Raw genomic sequence first — 26,444 nt, 5'->3', positions numbered from 1 at the left:
AGCCACCTCCTAGAATACGAAGAGGACAACAGCACCGGCACCAATCAGGCCCGCCCCTGCGCCATATAAAATGTTACGCAAAGTCTCCGCAGATTCAACCTTGTCCCATTGCGCATCATATTCAGCCTTGGTCGAATAACTCGCCTTGTCGTACTTGTCACGTTCGCTCCCCAGCACCATATTTTCGTACACGCCCATCATAAGGCCTACGGCACCAAGCGCCATAAGGACTACAGATACCGGAGTCTTGATTTTCGAACGGCTTTCAGACGCAGCAGCCTTGCGGGCGGCCTCATCGGCAGCGGCCTGTTCTGCAGCACGAATTGAATCGGCACGGAGTTCTTCGGCAGTCAGCTTCGCGGCCTTTAGCTTGTACACAATTTCAAGTTTATCATTGCCTTGCCAATCCGTCAGAACAATTTCGCGGAAACCTTCTTCGCCCACTTCGATTTTTGCACAAACAGGGACATTGTCATACAGTGGGGTACTTCCAAACGGTTCCCCATTCACAAGGACGGGAACAACTCTCGGCTCGCCCTTGAATTCTGTCGCAATCGAAAGGAATTTTTTCTTCAGGTCAAGCGGATTGTTCACCACAGTCGTCTTGCCACTCAGGACATTCACCTTGAACGGCTGCGAATCATAGCACCGGTGCGTAAATTCAACCGTATGCATTCCCGGAGGGACTTCCCACACGCCACGCATATATTTGCGGCCATCCTTTGACGATTCCCCATCTATCTTAATAACAAGATCCGATTCCTGTCCTATGTTTTTTTCCAATGTCGGCTGCAAATCCAGTTTGCCATAGGAGCTAGCCACAATACGCGCAAACAGTTCCTGCGATTTCTGCCGGATTTCTGTTTCCAGAGATTCGATATTTCTAGCCTTACTGCTAAAGCTCCCCATGAGCTTGTTGCCAGCCGTCTCGTACAGTTCCACGGTAATTGTCAGGTTGTCCGCAAAACGGCCCACATGCCCCTGGGCAATGTAATCGGCAGAAATATTCTTACCCGTTTCAACAAGGCAGCTACCTTCGCAATCTTCAATCGCCTTGCCCGGCGGAAGCATCATGTTGATATTTTCGCGGGTCATAATGGTATAGTTCTGTTCGGCAGGCAACGCCTTCACCGCCTCGGAACGCAACACATCCGTCAAGTACTGTTTTTCTTCGAGCGTAATCACGCCCGAACCGGCAGTCGTTTCAAGCACTGCCACATGGGTTGCAATGGCCGGAACAGCCAATACAAGCAAAGACCATTTCAACCATTTAAACATTATTTACCCGCACTTTTCAAAAGGTTTATAAAGTCATCACCTTCTTCGCTAAGCATGAACAGGGGCTTTAGCGAGGAATCCACGACTATCGTACGCGGCAGCGACATGTTCTCGTTTTCTTTTTTCAACCCAAAGCCCTCGGTAAGGCGGCCAAACGGGTCCACCACAGCCTTCATCTGATCCAGCGAGAACGTCTGCAGATATTTCGTAAGCGCCTCCGTATCGCGCTCCCCCACATTCACCAGCACAATTTCTGTTCCCGCCTTGGCAAGTTCGTCATGATGAGCCGCGATCTGTTTCAAACCGACTCGGCACGGGATGCACCATGTCGCAAAGTAAACCAGCGCCACGCGATTGTTCTTCTTGGCGATCTGTTGCAAATGTGTCCTTGTAAAAGGAGTATTGTTGTCACCCAGTTCACGCACCGCAAACCACGGGAGCGAATCCTGAATCTGCGGAGGAAGAGGCATCTTCACGGATTCCTTCGCAAAAACGCCCTGGGCAAAAGCGAACACAACAAGCACAAAAGTCAAATACTTTACCATAAACTACCTCGCCACCCAGCGATTAATTTCTTTGAGCCATTCCGCCATAAAGTCATTCTTGGCAAGTCCACTTAAAAGCCGTTCGCGGGCCTCGGCCTCGTCACGGCGGCCAACTCCCTTAAACGATCCACCCAAAGTAAAGAAGCTTTCGCCACTGCACGATTTTCCGTTCAGGGCAATCACCTCGGAACAGCTCACGCCAAGCCCGCCTTCCTTGCATTTTGGGTCAGAAATTTCAAGTTCCAGGACAACGCCAGACACACAGCTATCAGTCAGGGACTGGAGCTTTATAGTTTTAGAAATTTCCGAGAAAACAAATCGACCTTCGTCCGTTTCAATCGCCCCGTCCATATAAATCTTATAGTTGCTTCTAAATTCGTTGTAGGCTTCCATCGCCTTGCGGTAATCATTTTCGATATCGCCAAAGCCATCGGTTTGTCCCAGCGACTGCAAAACACTCACCGATTCATGGTAACGGTCGTAAGCACGGACCATGTTGTCGTAATTCGTGAACTTTTCAAGCGGGTGATTCGTCATGCTTAGAATCGCCATGGCCGACACCAGCTGGTCACGGGCTGACTGGTAATCCATGCGGAACGGCTTCGCGGCGTCATTTCGATCCATGCACGCGACAATTCCTACAATTCCATCGCGGGCAATCGTCTGGTTCACGCGAACATCTTGACTGTTTCTAATTTCGGCAGACACCTGAGATTTCGTCTGAAAATTCTCGGTAATCTGTTCTGTGCCGTCGGCAGCGATATCCGACGTCTTTTTCGAGTAATTCACCGATTTCACCGAGCTTTGAATCTGAACAGCGATCTGCGACACCGCTGCATTAAGAGCCTGGCCATAATCACCAGCCATGCCGAGCCCCTGAAGGTGCCCCGGAGGACAAGGATACCGCATCAATTCTTGCGAAATAGGAATCGCTGGCTTAGGCGGAGGTGGCGGCGGAACAACAGCCTCTTTTTCGGAAGCACAACTGCACATAAAGAAAAACATACCCATCAGGGTACAGAGCGCCACATCGGTTAAATTAAAATTACAAAAACTCCTTCTCATACGCATAATATACCTACGGACCCACTAGAAGTCAACAGTAAATATTAAAATTTTGTTATAAAATTATTCCAACTCGGAATATAGCATGATTTTTTTATTCCAAATTGGAATGCAAATGAACCCCAACTTTAAAATCGGCACATTTCGGGCGTTTTATCTAATCCTTTACGCAACGGACCGAATGACCGAATTCTTTATTCTGATATTTAAAATTAGTCTCGTCTCGGCCATAATACATATACACGAAATATGCCGTACTGGAATCCCGCTCCGTAGAGCTCCAGAAATTGGCGGCCCATCCTTCAAAGACATATTCCCCTTCGTCATTCCTTAAGCCGGCAGGAAGTGCCGAGAAAGCAAAGGCATCCGATCCGTTTCCGCCTTTACTCCAATCGTTCTTAGACTTAAGCATCGAGCCAGCCATAGATATTCCGCCAACCATCGCAAATAGCGACTCCCATTCCGCCTTGCTGGGCAAATGCCACCCGATTGGACAAGCCCTTTTTGCGTCATCCCAAAGATAGAGTTTGCCGTATTTTTTGCAATTAGACTTTTCTTCGCCGTAACAATAACTGCCGGCTGTCTCGTAGTTCAAATTCTGGGCCATCCAAGTCAGCTTCCCCGCTTTCAACACACGATACTTTTTCCCGTCACGGCGATCAACGAACACATCTCCCGTAGTACGAATCTTATATAAATGATTCACTGTTTCACCCGCCTTAAGTTTCACCGGAATTTCTTTTTTATCCTTTCCCGCTTGAATCTTTGCGCAAACCGGAACCATTTCAAGGAACGGAGTATTCCCCTTCAGTAGCCCATTCACATAGACGGGAATAGCTTTCGGCTTTCCTTCTAACGTAGCATCCAATTGCAACCCTCCCAACAGCGGCTTCATTTTTTGATCAAATAAAATGATACTTCTATTCTTCACGTTTAAGTTAAAAGAAATCTTTTCATAACAACGATGCGAAATCTGTACCTGGTGATCTCCAACCGACAACTGCAACGACTTACTCTGCACCTTTTTGCCGTCTATCTTTATTTCAGCATCGCCTATATTCCCCATGCCACCTTCAAACACAGGATCAATTGTCAACTTTCCAAAATACGGCGTGAGTTTCACCGAAACCTTCAACCCACTTTTTTGAACATTGACCATAGCGTCCATATTCTGGTACATATCCTTGCTAAAGTTGAACTGGTGACTGCCCCCGGGAAGGGCGATGCTGCAGGGAGTCGTATTGCAACCGGAATTTATGCGACCATCCACACTAAACAGCGCTCCCGCAGGAGAACTTTCCACGTTCACGATATATATTTTGCCATCTCCGGACTGATAGCCCTCATTGCCGGTTTTAACTCCGCTGATACCGTCGCTGCCACCAACCGTCAGCACACTCGTCGCCAAAATTTGCTGAAAGACTCGGTCAGCCTCTCGTTCAATCTCTTCTAAAAGTCCCTCGGCATCAGGCTTGCGGGCGGTAAAACTACCTATTAGATTATTCCCGGCTGTTTCGTAAAGCTCCATGGTAACCGTCAGCTGCTTGCCAAACTTGCCAACACGGGCCTGCGCCACATAATCGGCGGCAATATTCTTCCCCGTTTCGACCAAGCAACTTCCTTCGCAATCTTCTATAGACTTCCCCGGAGGAAGCATCGCGCTGATATTCTCACGGGTCATAACAATGTAGCCCATATAAGTAGGCAACACCTTATTCGCACGCTCACGCAATTTATCTGTCAGAAACATCTTTTCGGAACGGCCGATAACGCCCTGTTCCGAAACAGTCTCTAACACTGCCACGTGCGTAGAAGCCATTGATGCAACAGCTAAACAAACTATCAAAAAATAAACCAGTCGCCCAGCCATCCCTCAACCTTCTCATAGACTACACTAGAATAACAATAAATATATCCTAAACATCTTAAAGTGCGCAATCTTTTTACAAATCGCCCCGATTTTTTTATTCCAAATTGGAATTGTACATTTATCTTTATAAAGCAAAATCGGTTCCAAACGGGACCGATTTTTGAATTTAATACTAATGAGCGCAAAACTTAGTGCACATTCACAATGCGCTTGCCAAGGCCGACTTTTACCACGTAGGAACCTGCGGTCTGCACCGGTACGACAATTTCAGAAGAATTGATTGTCCCCTGTTTCAAGATTCTACCCTGCAAATCCATGACGGCATATTTTTTGTTGGTGGCTGTCGAGGAATTCCAATCAAATACAATGGTAAACTCAAACGGAGCCGTCATTACCACGCGGAAGGTCGGTTCAGCATACTCAAAATCAGCATCATCCTCAATAATTACCGGATCGTTGCTTACAATAGGAATCCATCTGGACGACAGTCGCTTTTTTTCCTTATAGCCCGTGGGAGAATTCCAATAGTAGGCAGAATCCGCTACTACACGTAACGTATCACCCCCAAACAGAGACAAATCCGTAGTATCGGCCCATAACGCATGCGACAAGCTGCCACCCAAACGCACATAGTCACCCTTATGCGGAGATGCTGAGCCGCGCTTGTAGATATAACTTATGAGCCCGCCACCTGTTTTTTCATTAACAGTTATCACAGGATCTTTTTCTGCCGTCACTTTTTTAGATGTCTCACCCAGGACAGACATATAGCGTTCTTCTTCGGACAAATCTTCGGCAGAATTCAGGTAGAAATCCAAAGCCTTCTTTTTCTTTGAACTTGTCAACACCTTGACCGGTTCAGACATCGTCACAACAAGGCTGTCGTAATCGGACTGTTTATCGCCATTCATAACAGAACGTAATACGGCACGCAATGGCACAGGAGCTATGCGATCAAATAAAGCGCCCTTAAAGCCCTGCCTTACTACCTTGCCCTTGTCTTCAAATTTAACATAAGAAGAAACAAAACCAACTCCAGCCGTCTTGACAGCAGACGAAAGTTTAAGACCTCCAATAGTAATCACGTTGGAGCACAAGCCTTCTGCAGTCGAATGAGAGCAGTCGATATTACCGGCGTCAATTGATACAAGTTCGTTACAGATAGTAGAAGAATCCTTCGGCATGGTAGAGAAGCCTTCTGCATAGGGATTATAGGCTTTAGCTGAAGTGGAATCCCACATAATGCAAACTTTTCTCGGCAAAGAATCCCTATGAATGGGCCTGTCGTAATAAATGGCCACAGAATCGCCAATACCATCCAGGTATTCCCTATCCATGTCGAAATACGGGGCCGGAATCTTGTATTCCTCAGAAGGTGTAGAACCGTGCACGTCGAACACGTCGGCAAGAACCGGATAGGGAACCGGAGAATTGCGGAAGTACATCGGCTTGTAAACGGCCTGTACGTAATCGTTGAATTCGGCCACAATGGTAGCCGGAGAATTAATTGACGGATCCGTATCCCAACGATATGCAGCCAGCGAGCGGACAGCAACTGTCGCATAGCCGTCTTTGAACGAAACCTGTTCCGGAATAAACTCAATCCTCGAAGAAGTACTTGCACCCATGTGAATTGCAACACCATCGCATTCTTCCAAGCAGAGACTATAGGTCCTGTCCAAATTGGGCTTCACAATGGCAAGGTACATTTCATATTGCGTGCCCATCCACAATTCCTCGTAGGAGCCATCGGGTTCAGGCCGTTGTCCCGTGATAGACTTGGCGGATTCACCCGACTCCGGAATCTTTTCGATAAAGGTAATCTGCGGCAGGTAGAAGCTGATATTCATCGCATTTTGCGGCTTACCGGAAACACTGACGCTAAAATTCTGGATAGCTTCGGTCATATCATCCATATCAACAGTTACATATACAGTATCAACACCACTGTTGCCTATTTTTCGTGCTGAACCCGAAGCCAGTTTCACGTAAGATTCGGTACCCGTCAGCGGATCCACTTCCTTAGCATAGGCTTTCATGACGCGATCGTATGCGAGCGTGTATTCAACACCCTTAGCATCCTCAGGGTAAATCTCGACTTCATCCTTACCATCAGCCTTAGGAGCCACAGAAGATACATAGATCGGAACCATCTGGCCAGCCATTGCTGTCTTCATCAAGGTGTACTTGCCACCCGAAATAGCCTTGCCAACAGTATCAATGGCTATACCATCCTTGTAAACCACATCCACTTCTCCGCTCATTCGGAAGGTGGCAACCTTCTTAGTCTTGCCATCAATGTCAACATACAAGGTATAGCGACCACCTCCTAAGCCACAGAGACTTTCCTTATTAATCTTGGGAACTGCAAGATTAGTCAAGTCAATACCACACTTGTAGATTCCCGGTGTGCTAACGTTTTCAAAACCAGCAACAGCATTCTCACCATATTTGTCACCCATTACAAGCTTATAAGACATGGTAATCAAGCCAGCATTCATGGCCTCCACAAGCTGACTTCCGCAATACTTTTCAGAATTACCCGCAGACATGGCGGCAGCACAGGAACCATCACCGGACTTGGCGACGCAAATATCATAAACGGTTTCATTCTTGTTGGCAGGGTTCTTTTTACCCATCATTTCAATTCCACTCTTCTGAAGGATATGCATATTGGTCTTGATACGCAAGCTATTCCATGTTGTGCGCCTATCGCAGAAAAAGATATCCAAGTCATATTCATTGCCGACTTCAAAGCCACCGCTGGCACCCACAAAATAATCCAGGTCTACGTATCCCGGGGCTGGCAAATGGGTACCACCGATATCCACGGCCAATTTGTTGTCAATATACACCCACACATCATCGCTTCCGCGGAAGCTGAAACGAAGCCCCTTTCTATAGGTAAACTTGGCGTGAGACTCTAAACAATAATGTTGATTTCGTCCCTGGCCATTGGTAAAGACCGTGGCATCGTAAGCCTGGACAGCAGCCTTACCCATACCATCCTTCACCCAGCCACCGGACGCCCAACGGGCAGCATTACCAGTACCATAACCGTTCGCCGTATTGGTAACGTTTACAGCCGTTTCAGTACCCTGCTTGTAGAAGGTCCAGCCTTCCGGAGCCACATCATTAGCCCAGCCGTCACCCATGACAGACCACTGCCAGCCATCGCCCCGTACGGCAAGGCCCGCCTTAGGCGGATTCATCGAAGACCATTCGCCACCACCAGCGAAGAGGCCATCACAAGGCACACCCTTATTCCAACCGGGTCCATTGCAGAGAATGTCAATTTCGGGAACACCCTCATTAGCATTGATCTTTCTGAAAGATGATTCCATGAACACGGGGCCTTCGGCCTTGCGCTTGTTATGGGCTGCAGGAACTGCAGCAGAAAGCATGTTAGCGGGATTAAGAAGAGAATAGCTTTCACCAGGATAGAAGCCTCCTTTGGCAGTGACTCCGGGACTGGTATAGTTGTCGGAATCGAATTCCCATTTGCCGTCAGAGCTACGGGTAAAGGGAATTTCCACACAATAGGTTTCGTTGTACCTGGTATTGCTCTGGAACATGGTATTAAAGGCTTCCACACTGACAAAGCAACCACTGGCCGCATTGTAAGTCGGCTTTTTCGTAGTGGGATCCAGAAGATCGGCAACGATATTCTGTGTAACACCTACGCAAGGCGTGGGCTGATTGGCCGGGTAACTGAAGGGAGCGTTTGTAGGGCAACCATTGTACAGACCTTCTGCGGCAGACATGCCGTCATAATATGTAGTAGCACAAGTAAAGGCTCCATGCAAGCTTGCATCGGTATCGTAGATAATGGCAGCAAGATCATAGGAACAAATGCCGTGAACGCCCGGGAACGTATAATACCAGCCATCATCACCATCAGCCAGCAACAGTTCCTTGTCAGGCACAAAGTACAGGGTATCCACCATGCCGAACATCAGGCTCAAGGGAATCGGCGTCGCCTCACCCGACTCTTCCCAGTTGCCATTCAAACCAATCATGTCTTCACGATCAACATCGTCATTACGGTAAAAAACCACATTGTCCGGAATGTTGTCGCCCATCCAGACATACCTGAACCATCCGCAATAGTATTCGTCATCAACAGCTTCAAGCATTTCTCCCGTAACGCCGCCATCCATGCTAATCATGGGATCCGCAAAAAGCCATTCCGTGTAGTCGGGCGGAATCATTACGTACAGGAACTTGGCTCCCGGCGGGACATCTCCAGTCATCGTTTTTCCCGCAGCATTGGGATTTTCGAAGATGTACACATGCTTATCATCACCTGGACAATGTAGACTTGCGTCATTGGTGGGCCAACCAACATCGTTTGTACCATTCTTAGGCATAACGTTAAACAAGGTCCCCGTTACTATTCTAAGAGAAGCATTCGTAGTAGACTGGTTTCCTATAGCGAAAAAAGGACTCTGACTATCTGTTATACCCAATTTTTCCAAATCGAATTCATAGAAGCCATTAGCATTCAATGTCATTTTTTGGACATTATTGACGTTACTGCCGCCAATATAGGCCGCAGTCCATTTATCCGGAGCCTTAAAGTAGACTTTACCTCTACAGGTAATTGGCATCGTCAGCTGAGCCCATGCCATTTGCAAACCAGCAAGCGTCGCAAGCAATGTCAGACATAATCTATTCTTCATAAGATACCTGTTTAAAAATTTTTGATTAATGAATATTCACTACACGTTTTTTATGACCAACTTTCACTATATAAGAGCCAGAGGTCAGTACAGGGACCACCGTTTCAGAGGACCGAATCACCCCTTGTTGTAAGATTCGTCCCTGCAAATCCATAACCGCATAATTTTTCTCTAGCGCTAGGTTCGAAGCCCAATCCAGTTCAATTGTAAACTGGAACGGTCCAGTCATTACCACACGGAACGTCGGTTCTGCAAAGTCTTCTTCTCCACTTGCATCGCCCTTGTACACTACAAAAACGGTATCCACTCCGCAGTTGCCAGCTTTGTCGCAGAATTCACGAATAATCGCATTGGGTCCACGTTCTAGTTGCTGGACATTCAAACTATCTTGAAGAACTCCATTGACACACCACGTCACATTTACCAAATTAGAGTGAAACACTCGATATTCTTCCGGCGAAACAATTTCAACAACAGGTGTAGTCTGATCAACAACCACATTCATGGCAACTATCGTAGAACGTCCCAAATCATCTACATAAGAATAAGACACTTCGTAATCAACGTTGCCTTCAGCATTCTTTAAAACAGAGCCTTTTTTATCAACCGCATAAGTTATGGTCGTGGAATTAGCAGAATCATCATAAGCTACATAATAGTAACCAACATTCGGCTTACCTCTCGCAGCAGAACTAGTCAGTAAATTACCCAAAGTGTCCTTTAGAATCATCGCTCCCGTTGAAGCATTCGCCATATAAGAAACGACTACATCATTGTCATTAATCATGGTTGCATAAGACACCGTCATTGTTTTAACAGAATCTATTCCGCCCAGCTCATTTACAACAGCCTGTTTTACAATCTTGCCATCGGCATCAGTTTTATAGCTTACAATGACATCGACTTCCGCCACTTTTTCTGTATACGATACTTGAACTATTGAATTATTCAGCAATACACGTTTCCCATTATCTTCAGAAGGTTCATTCAGCACAATTTTCTCATTAGCAATAGCAGCAAGCTTCAAGCATATCTTTTCAGGCACAGAAACCGCATCAAAATTCAAGCTAACAGCATACGTGGAATCCGTTTTCTTAACAGGATCCTTTATAGACACATATGTATTCCATGCCGTCGTATTTATATAAACTCGGTTATCATCAGCGCTTATATTTTCAGTTATTCTAACGGAATTACTACTATCCAATTTTTGTGCAATTGCAGATATTGTCAACACGGGAGCTACATAATCATCAATTACATTTTCATCCTTGTTTTCATTTTCTATATCTTCATCAACTTCCGATTTTTCTTCAACATCTACCTTGACCGTATCGGCAGAGTCACTCGCAATAGGCGACGGCTCATCCACATCAAGGACATTCACCACAATGGCCTTTGTGACCGTATTGGGGCCACCGAAAATCAAGTTGCGATCCGTGGCATCCACCAAGTCGGTGATAGCCACTTCGATATTCAAAGCCGGGCTCTTTTCATAGTCAAGAGCAGTACAATCATCCTTCTTCACGGTCACTATACCAGTATTTTCGTCAATCGCAAAACAACCACTCGGATCCTTAATCATTTCAAAATGCATTACGGTGTCAAAGCGGTCATAGTCAAACCACTTGATTGTATCGACAATGGTTCCCTTCGGAGAATTTTCTGCGACACCGATGGTATCGGTCCTAAACACAGGCGGTTCGTTTAAATCAGCAACCGTAACCGGGATTCGAACGATGCTATACACCGTTTTGAGCGTGGTATCGCCGTAAAACAGTTCAACCCAATAAACAGAATCTACACCGCATATATAACTACCATCTTCGCAGTCAATAGAATCCTGAGCAATAAGACTGATTCTCAACAAGTCCGCAGGATCCTTTCTCAAGTCAAAACGGTCTATATCACCGCCTGTCACCTTGAAGCTATTGTCGTAAAAAGCCGGATTCCTAGATAATGAGTCAACATCGCTGGGATGTTCCACATAACCGATGGAATCTCCAGGATGATTGCCCTCGACAACCACGCTTGGCACCGCAGTAAAGAGAGGCTTTTCGTTTTCATCAATCACGCGAATTATGCGGTAAAGCGTATCAGCCAAACCCTTCGGGTCTGTCACGACAATGCCCATCGTGTATTCCGGATCCGGATCATTACGAGATGTTGCATTTCTGAGCGTTTCGTAATCAAGCAGCTTCTGGTCCTTGACGGTCACCGTAATCACACCATTTTTGCCCACAATGTTAAAGAGGTCGGAACCCTTCGTGGTCAGCTTCGGATTCGGCGAGGGAAGAACGTCAAACCAGGTAACCTTGGCACCAGCAACATGGCCTGTATCTTCATCGGCATAGTGATACTGGAACAATACCATTCCCGTCGGAGATACGACATCCATCGTACCATCCAAATTAGTGAGATTTTCCCTGACACCTACAGTAAGGATAGAATCCTTCCAAACACCACGATCCGTGGTATCGCAATGGGCAACGCAGAACGGCTCAGAATCGTCACCACCATCCGGAGTAGGACCGTCAATGATGATTTCCGGCTTTTCGTTGACATCCTGAATATTGACAACCACATTGGCTGTGTCATACAGGCATGCACCATCATACTTGCCTGATGTCTTATTCCATTCGCAGTTTTTAACCAGAACATCGAATGTGTAATTATGAACAGGCGATTCGTAATCCATCTTGGACGGATCTTTCACAATAATCTTATTGGAGTCCATCGTGAACACGAAGCTTTCGTCCATACCGATAATCGAATAATCCAAATGTCCAAATTCCCTGATATGTTTGACATCCGGATCAGCAACATTCATTGCGCCAATGACCATACCCATCGGCACGTTTTCATCGATTTCAAAGACAACATCTTCAGCCATCGGAATTTCGTTTACATCAACGACATTGATCGTGCGTATTATCGTATCCTGGTTACAGCCGGCAACACCATTTTGATCTTTTAATGTTAATGTCACATTGTAAGAAGACGGAATAGCCTCATAATCTAGCATCGAACCATCTTTTACAGACAAAACAGCATAAACAGACCCATCGTCATTATCAAGGGACAATTCTAAAATATCTAATACACCTGTTAAGCCTGAAGCAGAACTATTATTCTCAAGTGTTACAATTAATTCATCCGTTGCAAGAGCATTTTCTATCGGAATCTTTGCAACAATAGATCCAGTCGCTGAATTTTCGGGTACCGAATATTGCTCTACACTACTAGCAAATTTAGGAGATGCACCAGTATCATCACCAATCGTTAGATTTAAATATCCCTCGTGCATATTTTCCGAAAGCACTGCACCACTCATATCAAAGATTTTAAGAGGCAATATTTCTTCGCCTTCCATCACGCTATCTTTTTTCACATTGACATATATCTTTGTCTCATCAGTAGGCTCAACAGTTCCTGCTTTTATTACAACTTGGCCATATTCACCTTTGTCACAAACAGGGAATGCAAGAGACGACACATCAAAATCTTCAATAGAGGCAGAACCCTCCGAGGTTGCAGACTGAGCTTTCACATCAAAGCAATATTTAAAATCAACATCTGTTTTCGCAATTGCATTCAACTCTATAGGAATCAAAGCATCCGCACCATTTTCCAAGAATTTTTCTTTCAAAACGGAAGCATCAACATCCAAATATTGAAGAGAATTATTCGAATCTAACGGAGCCACATCAGCGGCATGGGAACCCACCGACAAGGCATAAAATAGCCCGCATAATACTTTTTTTAATAAATTCGTTTTCATCGGGGGCTTCTAGATAAACCAATAAGCTACGTTAAATTGCCATTGCCAAGTTTTCGGAGGGTCATCTGCATCGTTAAGGGGAGTAATTCCAAGGACAAAGCGCAGGTTAAAGTCTAGTATGGATTTACCAACAGGGCGCATGACACCCACACCCGTAAGCAAGTCGAATTCGACAACCTTAAAGGTATTCGTTTCCCTAATTTCCTGCGTTCCGAACTCGTCATCAATATCAAACTTGCACTTTGAATACAAATTGAAGGACATCATCGGTCCCAGTTCAGCATAAATCATTCCCGGTAGCAGCACTCGCATCGCCAGCGGAATATCAATGTTAAGCTGTTCAACATGATAATCTATTTCCAAATCAGATTTTTCGGGTATGCGATCAAGGTCTTCCCAAAACACTTTCACTGTCACGTCAGACTTTCCGGATCCATGCCTAAAGGCAACGCCCAAATCAGCACGGAGACCAAAAAAAGGAGTGAACAGATATAATCCGCTTAAGCCAATATTCCCTCCGACGCCCCAATAATTGCCCAGAACATCATCGGCACCTTCGACTTTTAGCGTATAATCATCGCCCGATTCCAGATTTTCAAATCCGAATTTTGTTCCATAGAAATCGTTATACGTTGCAGCGACAAATGCACCCACCCAGAATTTTTTTTGCGGAGGATCTTTTTTTGAAGGTTCTGCACGTTCTACCGGACTATTCCAATCAAGTTCGTTATACGCATTCTCTGCATTGGCTTGAGTCTGATCGGCAACAGGCAAAGTATCGCGTTCCTTCATTTCGTGGGTCACCTTGGTAACCTCGTGCCATTTCAAGGTAACTGCAACTTCTTCGCGATAATCAGCGTCACCAACCTCGACTTTTGAACATAGCGGAACTTTCCTCGTAAACGGAGTCATACCGACCTTCTCGCCATCTAAATAAACCGGAACCGAATGAGGTTCACCACCCCGATAGACATCCAAAATCAATCCACCAAGACCGCGCTTAAGAGAATCCCTAAATGTTCCAACCTTGCCTTTATCAACAGCAACCTTGAAAACCAAGGGATCATAGCAAGGATGCTCTATTTTAACTTCATGTAATCCCGGCGTAAGATCATTATTGCCGACAAGCCCATTTTCACCGTCAATCGTAATGGCAACCGGATACTTGGCCAAATTCTCCTGGATATAAGGCCTCAAGTCCAATGAGCCAATATTTGGCGACAGGTTCAACAAAATTTTCTGGTTGTTCGCGACAATATTGACTACCGTATCCTTATCTTCAAAACGTTCCTTGGACAACACAAAGTGACGTTCGCCTGCTTCAAGCTGGATTTTACAAGGCGTACTCGTACACTTCGGAATGGCCTTACCGTCTATAGAAGGAATCGCTCCAGACGGATTCGTTTCGATTTCCACAATAAAACGCGGATTCTCTTGGAAGTCAAAATTCGAAGATGTTCCTAAATCACCCAAATTATTCCATGTAGATTCATTGGCCTTCTTAAAGAATTCCGGAGCCTGAGCCTTGATGATCTTTTCGATATCCACAACTGTCTCGCCCCTGCCGCTAAAACTCGACACAAGCTTATTACCAGTGGTTTCATAAAGCTCCGCACTTACTGCAAGAGAAGAACCAAACTGAGAAATGCGAGCTTGAGCCACAAAGTCTGCAGGAACATTTCTATCCGTTATGATAGTCCAGTTCGGCCCTGCAGGCAACACTGTAACCGCTTGATTCCTCAAAATATCGGTCAAGTACTGCGTTTCTTGTACCGTCAGTAAACCATTTTGCGAGATTGTTTCTAGCACCGCCATATGCTTTGCTGCAGAAAACACTGGCAACAAGACAATTGCCAAAATTATCAGGGTAAACTTTTTGCTCATAACAGGAGACCTGTATAGGAGGTTGCACTAGTGGATGTAACAAATATATATGAAAAGCCATACTTTTGCAAGTTTTTCTTTACATAAACGGATTCCATACACAAAAAAAGGCCTAAAAAGGCCCCTTTTATCTAAAAATTCAGGATTACAGTTTGCTTTGCCAAACCAAAGCACCGCGTTTATTCAGCGTCAACTTCCTGATAGGCCTTGTCAGCCTTGGCACGGGTTTCGTCATTGTTGTTGTCCGGCGTACCGGCGCATGCCACGAGCATCAGGGCAGCAAATAAAGACAGAATTATTTTTTTTAATTCCATAAAAACTCCTTCTTTAACGTTCTTTAAATATATACGCGAAAAAAGTCTATGTCAAGAACTTTTTCTAAAAAACACCTAAAAAGCAAAAACCGCCCCGAAAGGCGGTTTCTTGAATAATTTCGCTCTTGTGACTTACTATTGCAGAATCAGTGCGACCTTGGGGAAGATTCCCACGAGAATCAACGCGATTGCGGCAAGGGTCACAGCAAAGCGCAACAGGTAGGCATACACGGTATTCTTGCCGCAGCAGCACTTGCATTCGCATTCAGCCTTGAGGGGCATAAAGAGCACGAAGGCGATGCGCAGGTAGAACACAGCGGCCACCAGCGAAAGGGCAAAGGCAATGGCAGCGACAAGGCCGAGTCCACCAGCAAGAGCGTCGGTAAACAACGTGAACTTGGCAAGGAAACCGGCCACGGGCGGCATACCTGCGAGGCTAGCCAAGCAGACCGTCGTAGCAATGGCCACGTAGGGGCGCTTGCGTCCACGGCCCTGGATGTCTTCCAAAGATTCGTTCCTGTCGTCCTTACCGGCAAGGTAAGCGATACCGGCCAAAGCGCCAGCGCTACCGATAGCATAGGTAATGAGGAAGTAGTACATGGCACCCATCTGCACCGTACCTTCGGCGGCATAGTTCGGGAGCAGCAGGCCAATGACGATAAAGCCCGCGTTCATCACGGCAGAGTATGCCATAATGCGGCGGATGGACTTCTGGGCAAGGCCACCGAAAGCACCGATAGCCATGGACAAGACAGACACCACCAAAATCACGTAGAACAGGCTCTTGTTTTCGCCACGGATCGTCACCTGTTCAGCCAAGTTCCATGCCGGAGCAGAACCGATGCGGGTCACCAAGGAACCGAGCCAGAGCGTGCCCAAGGCAGCGAGAGCGCCAACCTTGACAACGGCAGCCATAAAGCCCGTCACAGCCACAGAGGCACCCGTATAGACATCGGCCACCCAGAAATGGAGCGGAGCGGCACCGGCCTTAAAGAGGAGAGCGAATATGGCGAGCAGAACACCCATGCCATAAAGCAGGCCGCGGCCAGCGATAACAGAGGCAAAAATGTGAGTCGAACCAGTTGCACCGTAAATCAGGGCCACACCGTACAGGAAGATAGCGCTGAAGATCGAGCCCGAAACGAAGTACTTGAAAGCACCTTCGTTGGCGTTCACGTCTTTGCGGCGAAGACCCACCAAGGCGTAAATCGGGAAGCTGGCCAGTTCCATACCCAAGAAGAGGGCAAGGAAGTCGATAGCCTGAGTCATGAGGGTCGCGCCACAGGTTGCAAGCAACAAGAGAGCGTAAGCTTCGCCACCCTTGAATTTTTCGTGACCGAGGGTCCACTGGAGCCCTGCAATTCCGAGGAAAGCGCAGAGCATCACGGAAAGACCCAGCACGCGACGGATCGGGTCCATAGCGTACAAGTCCATAAAGACATCGTTAGTGGTAAAGTAGTAAGCACCTGCACCAAGAGCAATAAACAAGGAAGCTACCCATGGCAGAATCTTGTGCTTGTTTTCGTCTTTGATGAACGGTTCTGCGGCAAGGGTCATCAGTGCGCCCAAAGCCACAAGGATTACCGGCAAGAGATTTACGTAATTACTCATTTTCAGAAGCCTCCTTCACATTGGCCTCGTTTTGTTCAAGCGCGCCTTCTTCCTGAGCTTCGGCAACTTCAGATTCGCTCATGTTCTTCAGCTGGGCAATCAGAGAAGCGCGTTCTTCGTCGCTAAATCCATTTGCCTTCAGGTTGGAATCCAGCTGACGCAAATCATCGTCGGTCATGGGCTGGGCCACGGCAGCGATGTTTTCGTCCACAATGGCTTCGCCAGTGGTATCGGCAGAAGCTTCAACCGTCTGGGCGTCTTCAGCAGGGTGCGTCAGCTTGTTCATTTCTTGCACGGCGCTTTCGTCAAAGAGCTGGAGTGCATTGGTAATGAAGGCCGGATGCATGCCGAACACCAGAAGAAGGACACCCATGACACCAATGGAAGAACCTTCGATTGCAGTCATGCGCTTGCTGTCTTCATATTCACGGGCAGGCTTGCCAAAGATGACCTTCTGCACAAAGCGGAGCATGTAGGTTGCCGAAAGAATCAGGCAAAGACCGGCAGCCAATGCCGGGAGCGGACCCATATCCCACAGGGACATGAGCACGGTAAATTCGCCAACGAATCCGGCAGTACCCGGAACCGCAAGAGAAAGTACGGCCAGGAATCCGAACAGGGAACCGAACACGGGGTTGCGAGTTGCAAGACCGCCCAGCTGTTCGATATCGCGAGTACCGGCAAAACGTTCGGCAATGCCCATCAGGTAGAACTGGGCGCCAGCGGAAAGACCGTGAGCAACCAGGAGCACCAGGACTGCCGGGAGCATAGATTCAGAGAGGCTGAACACACCTGCCACAGCGAGGCCCAAATGGCTCATGGAGCTGAAGGCGAGGAGTTTCTTGCCGTCGGTAGCGCGGAGGGCCATCAAGGCACCATAAATGGCCGTGACCAAGCCCAGCCACATCATGGAATCCACCACTTCCATCGAAAGCGGGAAAATCGGAAGAATCCAGGCGATGAAACCGAACACGCCGGCCTTACTCATGGCACCCGTAAGGATTGCCGAAAGCGGAGCCGGAGCTTCAGCATAGGTAATTGCCTGCCAGCCGTGGAAGGGGAAAATCGGAGTCTTCACCAAGAAGGCCAGCAAGAAACAAAGCAGAAGAGTCATCTGGGTTGCCGGATCCAGGTTCTGGAGAGCCACGGCCAAGGAAAGCACCAGAGAATTGTCTGCCAGCGTAATCAGGTACCAGAGGGCGACCATCATGGGAGCAGAACCCACCAGAGTGTAGATCGCAAAGGTCATGGCGGCCTTGCGACGTTCCTTACCACCGAAACCGGCAATGAGCACTGCGGCGGGGAACACCATGGCTTCGAAGAAGAAGAAGAACAGCACCGCGTCTGCAGCGAGGAATGTACCGTTCATGGCGCCCATCAAGGCGAAAATGCCGATGGCGAAATTACGGTAATTCTTGTCGAGAGTGTTGCGGGCCGTCATCAGGGCCACAAGGGAAAGTGCGCAAGAAAGGAACACCATCCAGGCGCCCAGTCCATGACTGTACAGGTAGTAGTAAACGGCACCCTTGGCGCCAGGAATGTGGAACCATTCGATGGCTTCGGTAGCCTGGTTACCGCTAGCGATCAAGGCAATGGACATCGCCACAAAGGCAAAGCCAAACAAGAAGGCAAGCCTAGAAGAAGACTTGGGATCTTCCTTGGAGGTGGCGATCATCAAAATCGCGGCGGCAAAAGGAGCAAGGACAAGAAGATGTAAAAGCATTAGAACAATCCTCCGGTCAAAAGTACAACGACAACTAAGGCGGCTACACCCAGCAGGCTAAGCGTAAGCTGCACACGCACCTTGCGCACCTGGAATGTGCTCACACCGTCTCCAACGATTTCGGCAATGGAACCCACCGTCCACTGGATACCCTGCAGAATCTTTTCGACAATCATGTCCGCGATAAAGGCGGCAGCCTTGGTTACGGTAATGAAAATTTCATGGATGTAGTCAAAGAAGAACGTCCAGTCGGCCTTGGAGCCTTCGGGTGCGCTGCTAACCTTGGCAGAGATATGCGGAATGCGGGCACGGCCGTAAACCACAAAAGCGATAATCATACCCAGGAGAGCGGCCGCCGTACCGAAGCAGGCGAACGTCAAGGCGTTCACGTGATGGGTTGCAGTACCCAGGCTGTAGTTCTGAGCCTCGCCCACCACCGGAGCAAGAGTATTTGCAAAGAACTTGATACCCATGGAATCTGCCCACAGGTAACCGGCAAACACGGCACCGAAAGCGAGAATCACCATCGGAACAAGCATGCTGGCCGGAGCTTCGTGAATATGTTCTTCGCTTTCCTTGGAACCGCGGTATTCACCGAAGAAGGTCATGATGATGAGGCGGCCCATGTAGACAGCCGTAATCACAGCCGTAAGGAGACCGGCGAAGTAGAAGAATTCACCGAAGGGAGCGTTCGTATAGAGACGTTCCAGGATGAGGTCCTTGGACCAGAAGCCTGCAAAGCCCGGGAAACCGATAATGGCCAAGAAGGCAAAAATCATCACGCAAGCGGTTACCGGAGTCTTCTTGATAAGGCCACCCATGCGACGCATATCCTGTTCGCCAGCCAGAGAATGAATCACTGCACCGGCGCCCAAGAAGAGGGCTGCCTTGAAGAAGGCGTGGGTGAACACGTGGAAGATGGAGGCATCGAAGGCTGAAGCGCCTGCGGCCATGAACATGTAACCGAGCTGAGAAATGGTCGAGTAAGCAAGCACCTTCTTGATGTCGTTCTGGAAGAGACCTGCAACGGCCGCCCAGAAAGCGGTAAGCATACCCACAACCAAGATAACAACCAGCACTTCGGGCACGAGCACGAACATGCGGGAAAGACGAGCCAACAGATACACGCCAGAGGTCACCATGGTAGCGGCATGGATAAGGGCAGACACAGGGGTCGGACCGGCCATAGCATCCGGAAGCCAGGTGAGGAGCGGAATTTGAGCGGACTTACCAGTGCAACCCACGAAGAACAAGAGGCCAGCGATCATCAAGATCGGGGCGGCAAGATCAACATGGCCACCGGCAATGAGCATTTCAACAAACTTGTTCAGGGCTTCGTAGTTGAGAATTGCGGAGCCACCCAGCGTTGCAAGGCAGAGCATGCCCAGCAAGAAACCGATATCGCCCACGCGGTTCACGATGAAGGCCTTGTTTGCAGCCTTGCAGTTGTTGAGGTCGTGATTCCAGAAACCGATGAGCAAGTAGGAGCAAAGGCCCACGCCTTCCCAACCGAGGAAGGTGAGAAGCAAGCTATCGGAGAGCACCAGCACGATCATGCTGAACAGGAAGAGGTTGATGTAGGCGAAGAAGCGGGTGAAGCCGCGGTCGCCGTGCATATAACCTATCGAGTAGAGAGCGATGAGGGAACCGATGCCGGTCACGAACAGGAGCATCACGCGGGAGAGGCCGTCGAACAGGAATCCGATATCGACCTTCAGCATCGGGATGTCAATCCAGTTGCAAAGCGTCTGGCGAATACCTTCTTCAGGCATGCCAAAGGCAAGGAGCACCACGCATACGAACGAAATCACCGGGAACAGCACCGAGAGGGCGCCCACGAAACCTTCGGAGGGGCCTTTCTTGCTACCCGAAGAAATCACGGCAATCGCACCCAGAAGAATCGTTCCGAGGAGCGGGAAAAGAGGAATGATCCAAAGCGGTAAATTTGTCATTGCTTACCCCTTCATATTGGAATAGTTGTCGGAATCGACACTTTCACGGTTACGGAAAATGAGGATGACAAGAGCCAAGCCAACGCATGCTTCGGCGGCGGCTACGGCAATCGAGAACAGCGGGAAGATTTGACCCGCAACGCTCAAGTCAGCCGGAAGCGTCTTTGCGAAACCCACGAAAGAGAGGTTCACGGCGTTGAGCGCAAGTTCAATTCCCATGAGCACAAAGAAGATGTTGCGGCGAGAAAGAGCAACAATCAAGCCGATGGTGAAAATCACCAGGGCAAGAATCTGGATGTAAATCGGTTGGAGTTCCATTACTTATCCTCCTTATGATCGGAGACATTTTCTTCGGAGACTTCAGAGCCCAGGCGCTTCTTAGCCATCAGCACGGCAGCACCCATGGAAGAGAGCAACAACAGGCCAAGCACTTCGAACAGAACGAAGTAACCGGGGCCCGTCTTCGAGGTATCGAAGAGGTTCTTGGAAGTCATTTCCACAGAGCCACGGAGCGTCGTCACGTCGAAACCCATGGGAGAAAGCACCAGGGCAAAACCCACGAGGCCGGCAAGGGCGAGAGCCGCAATGATCACGAAGATGGACACTCCATCGAACATGGGCGTCTTGGAATCCTTCGCAGCGTTCAAGACGGAAATCACGAACACCAGGAGCATCATGATTGCACCGGCGTAGACCATGATCTGCACAACGCCGATAAAGGGGCTACCCACAAGGCCGTAAATGCCAGCGAGGGAAAGCATGGTGAGCACCAGCGAAAGACCGCCATACAACGGGTGCTTCGAGAAAAGCACGCCAAGAGCGGCAATCACGGCAACCGCAGCGAGAACAATGAAATAAATCAGGGCAAGCATTACTTTACCTCCATTCCCCAGACAGCACGGGCCTGGGCATTCTTTGTTCCACCCGGAGCCTTCTGGCTCTGTTCATCTTCGGGGTAATCCTTCGGATCCCAGCTGGTGAGAGTCTTAAGGTTTGCGACGAATTCTTCGCGGGTGCGATGTTCAAAGATGATTTCCTTGGTATCCATGCGGAGTGCATCTACCGGGCAGGCTTCAACGCAAAGGCCGCAGAACACGCAGGTCAAATGGTCGATATCGAAACGCTTCACCTTCTTTTCGATACGGGGATCGTCACTGGCGGTAGCTTCGATATAAATACAGTGAGCGGGGCAAGCTGCAGCGCACATGCCGCAGGCCACGCAACGGGGACTGCCATCGGGGCGAAGCATCAGGCGATGCTTGGCGCGATAGCCGCTAAGAACTTCGGGCTGACCTTCCGGGTAAGAAATGGTCGGCAAGGTTTCGTAGCGGAACAGGCCGCGGGCTGCGTGCTTGAGGGTTGTCCACAAGCCGCGAATGGCCTCGAAAATGTAGAGGCGTTCCACCCAGTTCATGGGTCTCTGTTTAATAACGCGAGCCATTAGTTACCTCCCATAAGCTTTGCAACCACGGCGGTCACAACGAGGTTCAAAATAGCGATGTTCAAGATAATCTTCCAGCCGAGATGCATAATGTGGTCGTAGCGGAAACGCGGGAGCGTCCAGCGGACCCAAATCCACACCCAGCAGAAGAACACGCTCTTCACGAGGAGCACCAGCAAGTGGATGAGAGCCGTACCGAGGGCAGCGCCCAGGGTATTCACGGCAACGCCGTCAATCATGGTGATTTGCGGGTTATAGAACATCCAGGAGCAAACGCCGGCAGCAATGAATGCGGCAGCGGCCACCCAGCCGATAGTCTTGTAGAGAGTATATTCGCGCAGGATTTCCATCTTGTTGCTCTGCTTGGAAGCGGCAAGCTTGCGAGAGTAACGGTAAATCATGTGGAGGAATGCAAGAGCGAGGAAGGCCAGCACCCAGCAGAGAATGGCGAGAGAGCCACCCATGTGAGCCTGGATGGTTTCGGTCGTCACGAACGGGACCGAGTAGCCGCCCAAGAAGAGGGTTGCCACCAAGAGGCTGCTAATGCAAATGTGGGAGTATTCACCCATGTAGAACAGGCCGAACTGCATGGCGCCATATTCAGTGTGGTAACCGGCAACCAGTTCAGGTTCACCTTCAGCCACGTCGAAGGGAGCACGACCCGTTTCAGCAATCGTCGCAATGAGGAAGCAGAAGAAAGCCACCGGCTGGGCCACAATGCCCCACACGTGGTTTTCTTGCCAGCTCACGATGTCGGTGAGGCTGAAGGAGCCTGCGAGCACCAGGAGACCCATCATGGAAAGGCCCTGGCAGACTTCGTAGCTAATGGTCATTGCAGTGGTACGCAAGGAACCGAGGTAGCTGTACTTGGAGCGGGAGCTAAGGCCAGCGAGAACGGCACCGTAAGCGGAGAGGGAGCTGAAACCGAAGAGCAACAGGATGCCCACTTCGGAATCAACGATCGGGCCTGCAATACGGACTACAGAGCCGCCCCATTCGAATACCATCGGACCAAACCACGGGATGACACACGGGCTGAGGAACACGATGGCAAAGGGGATGGCCGGAGCCACGTAGTAAAGGAACTTCTTGGAACCGGTCGGAGCAAACATTTCCTTGAAGAAAAGCTTGGTACCGTCGCACATGTTCTGCACATAGCCGAACAGGCGAACCTTACCGAAGAACGGAACCTTGATATAGGAGCGGTTCGGGCCCTGGCGGTCCTGCATAAAGCCTGCACCACGACGTTCCATAGGAATCAGGAGCAGAATATAGAGAACCGGCACAAAGCAGAAACCAAACTTTGCGATGGTAATGAGCCATTCCACCCAAGTTTTGGATTCAATAATATCCATTAGGCGTTACCTCCTTCGAGCAACTTACCAGTGCTCTTGATGGTATCGTAAGAAAGTCCAGCCAAGACGCTTGCATATTCGCCAGCCTTCTTGAAGGCGTCGAATGCGCTTTCGAACTTGTAGCCGGCAAGTTCAGAGAGCACTTCGTAAGCGGGGCGAAGGTTTTCGTCGGGGCAAACCGGGCAGGCGTTCAGCTTCTGAAGAATATTCATGCTGTTCACCATGGTACCCTGGACTTCGCTCCAGTGACGAATACCGAAAGCCAGCGTGGCCTTCTTGGCAGTAGCGTCGTCGAAAGCAGAGAGGACGATGCGGGTCGGAATCTTTTCGAGAGCGGCAGCGACATCGCCAACTTCGCCGAAGATATCCGCATTCACCGTAATGAGCACCTTGAATTCAGGAGCACCCTTCACCAGGTCGCTTCTGAGGCGATCCACGAGATTGTCCAGATTGTTGTCAGGAATGCCCAGCAGCTTGAAACCGGCGCGGTTAGCCAGCGGGTCGCCACTCATGGCGATGCCGTCGGGGGCACCCACCTTCTTGAAGGTGCCGCCGAAGAGTTCGGCGGAGTCGCCCAGGCTTTCCTTGAGCATGCGGAGGGCAGCAAGATCTTCAATCGTGCAGGAGCCACCGGCAACCAGGGCGACCTTGCCCCCATTCTTAAGGGCGGCCTTCACTGCATCCAAGTCCATCGCCGGAAGGCGGTTCTTGTCGAAGTTCTGGAAAGCGAGACGGCTGGTGTTAGAGAGCCAGCTGCGGTTCACTTCAGGATTGCAACGCGGCATCACACGGTAGATGTGACCGTCGGCGTGATCCAGCCAAATGTTTGCACCCAGGGAGTCGTCCATCGAAATGGTCGGCGTATGGGAAAGGAGCCATACGCGCTTCTGGAAACGGAAATACTTGGCGGTCATGGCGCCCACCGGGCAAACGTCGGTGACGCACAAGTCATATTCGTGGTCCAGCTTTTCGCCCGGGAAGGTGGTAATGTAAGTGTGGTCGGCGCGGCCAGCGAGCTGCAGCTGTTCGGAACCGGCGATGCTACGCATAAAGCGCACGCAACGGTCGCACTGCACGCAACGTTCTTCGTCGAGCAACACACGGGGACCGAGGTCCACGTGCTTACCGCCACGGAGCTGACCCTTGGCATCCACAAACTGGTGGGCCGGATTGCCGTGGTAGTTCTTGCCGTATTCAGGACGCATGCGAGATTCGCACTGGCCTGCTTCCATGTAGTTTTCTTGCAGGGTGCATTCACCGGCCTTGTCGCAAATGGGGCAATCCAGCGGGTGGTTCACCAGCATAAATTCCTGCGTTGCCTTGCGGGCGTTCTTCACGCGGGCGCTAGAAGCCGGCGTGTAGATCTTCATGCCCGGAGCCACCGGAGTATAGCAGGCAATCACCAGCATGCGACCGCGGGGGCCTTCTTGTTCCACCAGGCACTGGCGGCAGTTACCGGACACCGGCAAATACGGGTGGTAACATACGTGAGGAGTTTCAATCCCGACAGCCTTGAGGGCTTCGAGGAGGTTCGTATCGCCTGGAACCATCACCGGCTTGTCGTCCACGAAGATTTCCACCTTCGGGCTGTTCTCGGTCGGGAGTTTCGGCATGTTGTAGTAGTTACTCATATTATTACCAGAAAATTCCAGGACGATAGTTTTCCTGAACACGCGGCTTGGCGTGGTCGGGGTTCTTTGCAATCAATTCATCAAAGTCGGCTCTGAACTTTGCGGTGTAGCTAGACACCGGGCCGCCGAGAGAAATGGAAAGCGGACAAATCGTCACGCCGCCAAATCCACCGGAAAGGCTCTGCATGAGTTCCACGTCGCCGTCGTGACCCTTGCCATCCACAATCTGGTTCAGAATGCGGTGCAGGAGGCCCGTACCTTCGCGGCACGGAGTGCACTGGCCACAGGATTCGTGGCTGTAGAAGTTGCCGAGCACGTTCAGGAGTTCAGCCATGTTGTGGGTATCGTTAATCACGATCATGGCGCCCGAACCGAACATCGTCTTCATGGAAGCGAGGCATTCGTAGTCCATGGTGGCCACGGCGCATTCGCCAGCATTCAGCGGAGCGCAAGAGGAACCACCCGGAAGCACAGCCTTCAGGTTTCCGCCCACGACGCCACCGGCGTATTCGTTAATCATCGTCATCATCGGGGTGCCGAGCGGAGCTTCGTACACGCCCGGATTCTTCACGTCGCCCGAGATGCAGAACACCTTGGTACCGCCGGCACGGGGAGTACCCATCTTGGCGTATTCTTCGGGTTCATGCTGGAAAATCCAGGGGAGAGCCATAATGGTTTCGACGTTGTTCACGCAAGTCGGAGACTTCCATGCACCGCTCACTGCCGGGAAAGGCGGCTTCAGGCGGGGCTGACCCTTCTGGCCTTCGAGGGAGTTGATAAGAGCAGTTTCTTCACCGCAAATGTAGGCGCCAGCGCCGCGGTGAACAAAGATATCGAAACTGAACTTGGTTCCGCAAATGTTTTCGCCGAGGTAGCCGGCAGCGTAAGCCTGGTTCAAAGCCTTGTTCAGGCTTTCAATGCAGGGCAGGAATTCGCCACGGCAGTAGATATATGCGGCGCGGCTACCGAGAGCCCAGGCAGCAATAATCAAACCTTCAATCAAGCGGTGCGGATCTTCCATCATCAGGAAGTGATCCTTAAAGGTACCGCCTTCGCCTTCGTCAGCGTTCACCACGATGTACACAGGCTTGCCGGAATTGCGCGGAACAAAGCTCCACTTCATGCCGGTCGGGAAGCCTGCACCGCCACGGCCGCGAAGACCGGAACGCTGCACGTAGTCGATCACTTCGAACTGGCTCATGTTGAACAAGCGTTCAGAAATGTTGGCATAGCCACCCAGCTTCTTGTAGACTTCGATGTCCTGGGCGCCCTTGCCAAAGTTTTGCGTACAAACTTTAATTGCTTCTGCCAT

At 49.5% G+C, this 26,444-nt stretch carries 17 protein-coding genes; all 17 read right to left on the bottom strand.

The window, feature by feature from the left end; genetic code table 11:
• Positions 1-9: 9 nt before the first annotated feature.
• A complete protein-coding gene (locus ACJMNB_RS01970; RefSeq protein ID WP_405338449.1) occupies positions 10-1,278 on the bottom strand; it encodes a hypothetical protein in 1,269 nt (422 codons plus the stop codon).
• Positions 1,278-1,823: a TlpA disulfide reductase family protein gene (locus tag ACJMNB_RS01965; RefSeq protein WP_405338447.1), complete on the bottom strand. Its 546-nt coding sequence runs from the start codon at positions 1,821-1,823 to the stop codon at positions 1,278-1,280. Before ACJMNB_RS01965 ends, ACJMNB_RS01970 begins: the two co-directional genes overlap by 1 nt.
• A 3-nt stretch (positions 1,824-1,826) precedes the next feature.
• Positions 1,827-2,888 carry a hypothetical protein gene (locus ACJMNB_RS01960; protein WP_405338445.1) on the bottom strand — a complete coding sequence of 354 codons (1,062 nt, stop codon included), beginning with the start codon at positions 2,886-2,888 and terminating at the stop codon, positions 1,827-1,829.
• A gap of 157 nt (positions 2,889-3,045) precedes the next feature.
• Positions 3,046-4,758, bottom strand: coding sequence for an FISUMP domain-containing protein (locus tag ACJMNB_RS01955; RefSeq protein ID WP_405338443.1), 1,713 nt, complete (start codon positions 4,756-4,758; stop codon positions 3,046-3,048).
• Between the two features lie 188 nt (positions 4,759-4,946).
• Complete coding sequence (locus ACJMNB_RS01950) at positions 4,947-9,128, bottom strand: fibro-slime domain-containing protein (RefSeq protein WP_405338441.1); 4,182 nt, start codon at positions 9,126-9,128, stop codon at positions 4,947-4,949.
• A gap of 337 nt (positions 9,129-9,465) precedes the next feature.
• Positions 9,466-13,221 (bottom strand): cadherin repeat domain-containing protein, encoded by a 3,756-nt coding sequence (locus tag ACJMNB_RS01945; protein WP_405338439.1) that lies wholly within the window; start codon positions 13,219-13,221, stop codon positions 9,466-9,468.
• A gap of 9 nt (positions 13,222-13,230) precedes the next feature.
• Entirely contained in the window at positions 13,231-15,105 is a 1,875-nt protein-coding gene (locus tag ACJMNB_RS01940) for a PEGA domain-containing protein (RefSeq protein ID WP_405338437.1), read from the bottom strand.
• 179 nt (positions 15,106-15,284) lie between these two features.
• On the bottom strand, positions 15,285-15,419 hold the full coding sequence (locus tag ACJMNB_RS01935; RefSeq protein WP_405338435.1) for a hypothetical protein: 135 nt from the start codon (positions 15,417-15,419) through the stop codon (positions 15,285-15,287).
• A gap of 135 nt (positions 15,420-15,554) precedes the next feature.
• A complete protein-coding gene (locus ACJMNB_RS01930) occupies positions 15,555-17,030 on the bottom strand; it encodes an NADH-quinone oxidoreductase subunit N (RefSeq protein ID WP_405338433.1) in 1,476 nt (491 codons plus the stop codon).
• Positions 17,023-18,753, bottom strand: coding sequence for an NADH-quinone oxidoreductase subunit M (locus ACJMNB_RS01925; RefSeq protein ID WP_405338431.1), 1,731 nt, complete (start codon positions 18,751-18,753; stop codon positions 17,023-17,025). The genes ACJMNB_RS01930 and ACJMNB_RS01925 overlap by 8 nt, the downstream gene beginning before the upstream one ends.
• Positions 18,753-20,705 (bottom strand): NADH-quinone oxidoreductase subunit L, encoded by a 1,953-nt coding sequence (gene nuoL, locus ACJMNB_RS01920; protein WP_405338429.1) that lies wholly within the window; start codon positions 20,703-20,705, stop codon positions 18,753-18,755. The genes ACJMNB_RS01925 and nuoL overlap by 1 nt, the downstream gene beginning before the upstream one ends.
• 3 nt (positions 20,706-20,708) lie before the next feature.
• Positions 20,709-21,023, bottom strand: coding sequence for an NADH-quinone oxidoreductase subunit NuoK (gene nuoK / locus ACJMNB_RS01915; RefSeq protein ID WP_405338427.1), 315 nt, complete (start codon positions 21,021-21,023; stop codon positions 20,709-20,711).
• Positions 21,023-21,577, bottom strand: coding sequence for an NADH-quinone oxidoreductase subunit J (locus ACJMNB_RS01910; RefSeq protein WP_405338425.1), 555 nt, complete (start codon positions 21,575-21,577; stop codon positions 21,023-21,025). The genes nuoK and ACJMNB_RS01910 overlap by 1 nt, the downstream gene beginning before the upstream one ends.
• Positions 21,577-22,146 (bottom strand): NuoI/complex I 23 kDa subunit family protein, encoded by a 570-nt coding sequence (locus ACJMNB_RS01905; protein ID WP_405338423.1) that lies wholly within the window; start codon positions 22,144-22,146, stop codon positions 21,577-21,579. The genes ACJMNB_RS01910 and ACJMNB_RS01905 overlap by 1 nt, the downstream gene beginning before the upstream one ends.
• Positions 22,146-23,501 (bottom strand): NADH-quinone oxidoreductase subunit H, encoded by a 1,356-nt coding sequence (locus ACJMNB_RS01900; protein WP_405338421.1) that lies wholly within the window; start codon positions 23,499-23,501, stop codon positions 22,146-22,148. Before ACJMNB_RS01900 ends, ACJMNB_RS01905 begins: the two co-directional genes overlap by 1 nt.
• The gene (locus ACJMNB_RS01895; RefSeq protein WP_405338419.1) at positions 23,501-25,132 is read right to left on the bottom strand and encodes a 2Fe-2S iron-sulfur cluster-binding protein; all 1,632 of its coding nucleotides are present in this window, start codon (positions 25,130-25,132) and stop codon (positions 23,501-23,503) included. Before ACJMNB_RS01895 ends, ACJMNB_RS01900 begins: the two co-directional genes overlap by 1 nt.
• A gap of 4 nt (positions 25,133-25,136) precedes the next feature.
• Positions 25,137-26,444 carry an NADH-quinone oxidoreductase subunit NuoF gene (gene nuoF / locus ACJMNB_RS01890; RefSeq protein WP_405338417.1) on the bottom strand — a complete coding sequence of 436 codons (1,308 nt, stop codon included), beginning with the start codon at positions 26,442-26,444 and terminating at the stop codon, positions 25,137-25,139.

This window comes from Fibrobacter sp., assembly GCF_045131395.1.
GTDB lineage: Bacteria > Fibrobacterota > Fibrobacteria > Fibrobacterales > Fibrobacteraceae > Fibrobacter.
This window is presented reverse-complemented; position numbering and strand designations above follow the sequence as displayed.

Excerpts from the sequence above, each read along its gene's own strand:
- ACJMNB_RS01970 (WP_405338449.1), bottom strand. The coding sequence starts at position 1,278 with ATGTTTAAATGGTTGAAATGGTCTTTGCTTGTATTGGCTGTTCCGGCC.
- ACJMNB_RS01965 (WP_405338447.1), bottom strand. The coding sequence starts at position 1,823 with ATGGTAAAGTATTTGACTTTTGTGCTTGTTGTGTTCGCTTTTGCCCAG.
- ACJMNB_RS01960 (WP_405338445.1), bottom strand. The coding sequence starts at position 2,888 with ATGAGAAGGAGTTTTTGTAATTTTAATTTAACCGATGTGGCGCTCTGT.
- ACJMNB_RS01955 (WP_405338443.1), bottom strand. The coding sequence starts at position 4,758 with ATGGCTGGGCGACTGGTTTATTTTTTGATAGTTTGTTTAGCTGTTGCA.
- ACJMNB_RS01950 (WP_405338441.1), bottom strand. The coding sequence starts at position 9,128 with ATGCCTAAGAATGGTACAAACGATGTTGGTTGGCCCACCAATGACGCA.
- ACJMNB_RS01945 (WP_405338439.1), bottom strand. The coding sequence starts at position 13,221 with ATGAAAACGAATTTATTAAAAAAAGTATTATGCGGGCTATTTTATGCC.
- ACJMNB_RS01940 (WP_405338437.1), bottom strand. The coding sequence starts at position 15,105 with ATGAGCAAAAAGTTTACCCTGATAATTTTGGCAATTGTCTTGTTGCCA.
- ACJMNB_RS01935 (WP_405338435.1), bottom strand. The coding sequence starts at position 15,419 with ATGGAATTAAAAAAAATAATTCTGTCTTTATTTGCTGCCCTGATGCTC.
- ACJMNB_RS01930 (WP_405338433.1), bottom strand. The coding sequence starts at position 17,030 with ATGAGTAATTACGTAAATCTCTTGCCGGTAATCCTTGTGGCTTTGGGC.
- ACJMNB_RS01925 (WP_405338431.1), bottom strand. The coding sequence starts at position 18,753 with ATGCTTTTACATCTTCTTGTCCTTGCTCCTTTTGCCGCCGCGATTTTG.
- nuoL (WP_405338429.1), bottom strand. The coding sequence starts at position 20,705 with ATGACAAATTTACCGCTTTGGATCATTCCTCTTTTCCCGCTCCTCGGA.
- nuoK (WP_405338427.1), bottom strand. The coding sequence starts at position 21,023 with ATGGAACTCCAACCGATTTACATCCAGATTCTTGCCCTGGTGATTTTC.
- ACJMNB_RS01910 (WP_405338425.1), bottom strand. The coding sequence starts at position 21,577 with ATGCTTGCCCTGATTTATTTCATTGTTCTCGCTGCGGTTGCCGTGATT.
- ACJMNB_RS01905 (WP_405338423.1), bottom strand. The coding sequence starts at position 22,146 with ATGGCTCGCGTTATTAAACAGAGACCCATGAACTGGGTGGAACGCCTC.
- ACJMNB_RS01900 (WP_405338421.1), bottom strand. The coding sequence starts at position 23,501 with ATGGATATTATTGAATCCAAAACTTGGGTGGAATGGCTCATTACCATC.
- ACJMNB_RS01895 (WP_405338419.1), bottom strand. The coding sequence starts at position 25,132 with ATGAGTAACTACTACAACATGCCGAAACTCCCGACCGAGAACAGCCCG.
- nuoF (WP_405338417.1), bottom strand. The coding sequence starts at position 26,444 with ATGGCAGAAGCAATTAAAGTTTGTACGCAAAACTTTGGCAAGGGCGCC.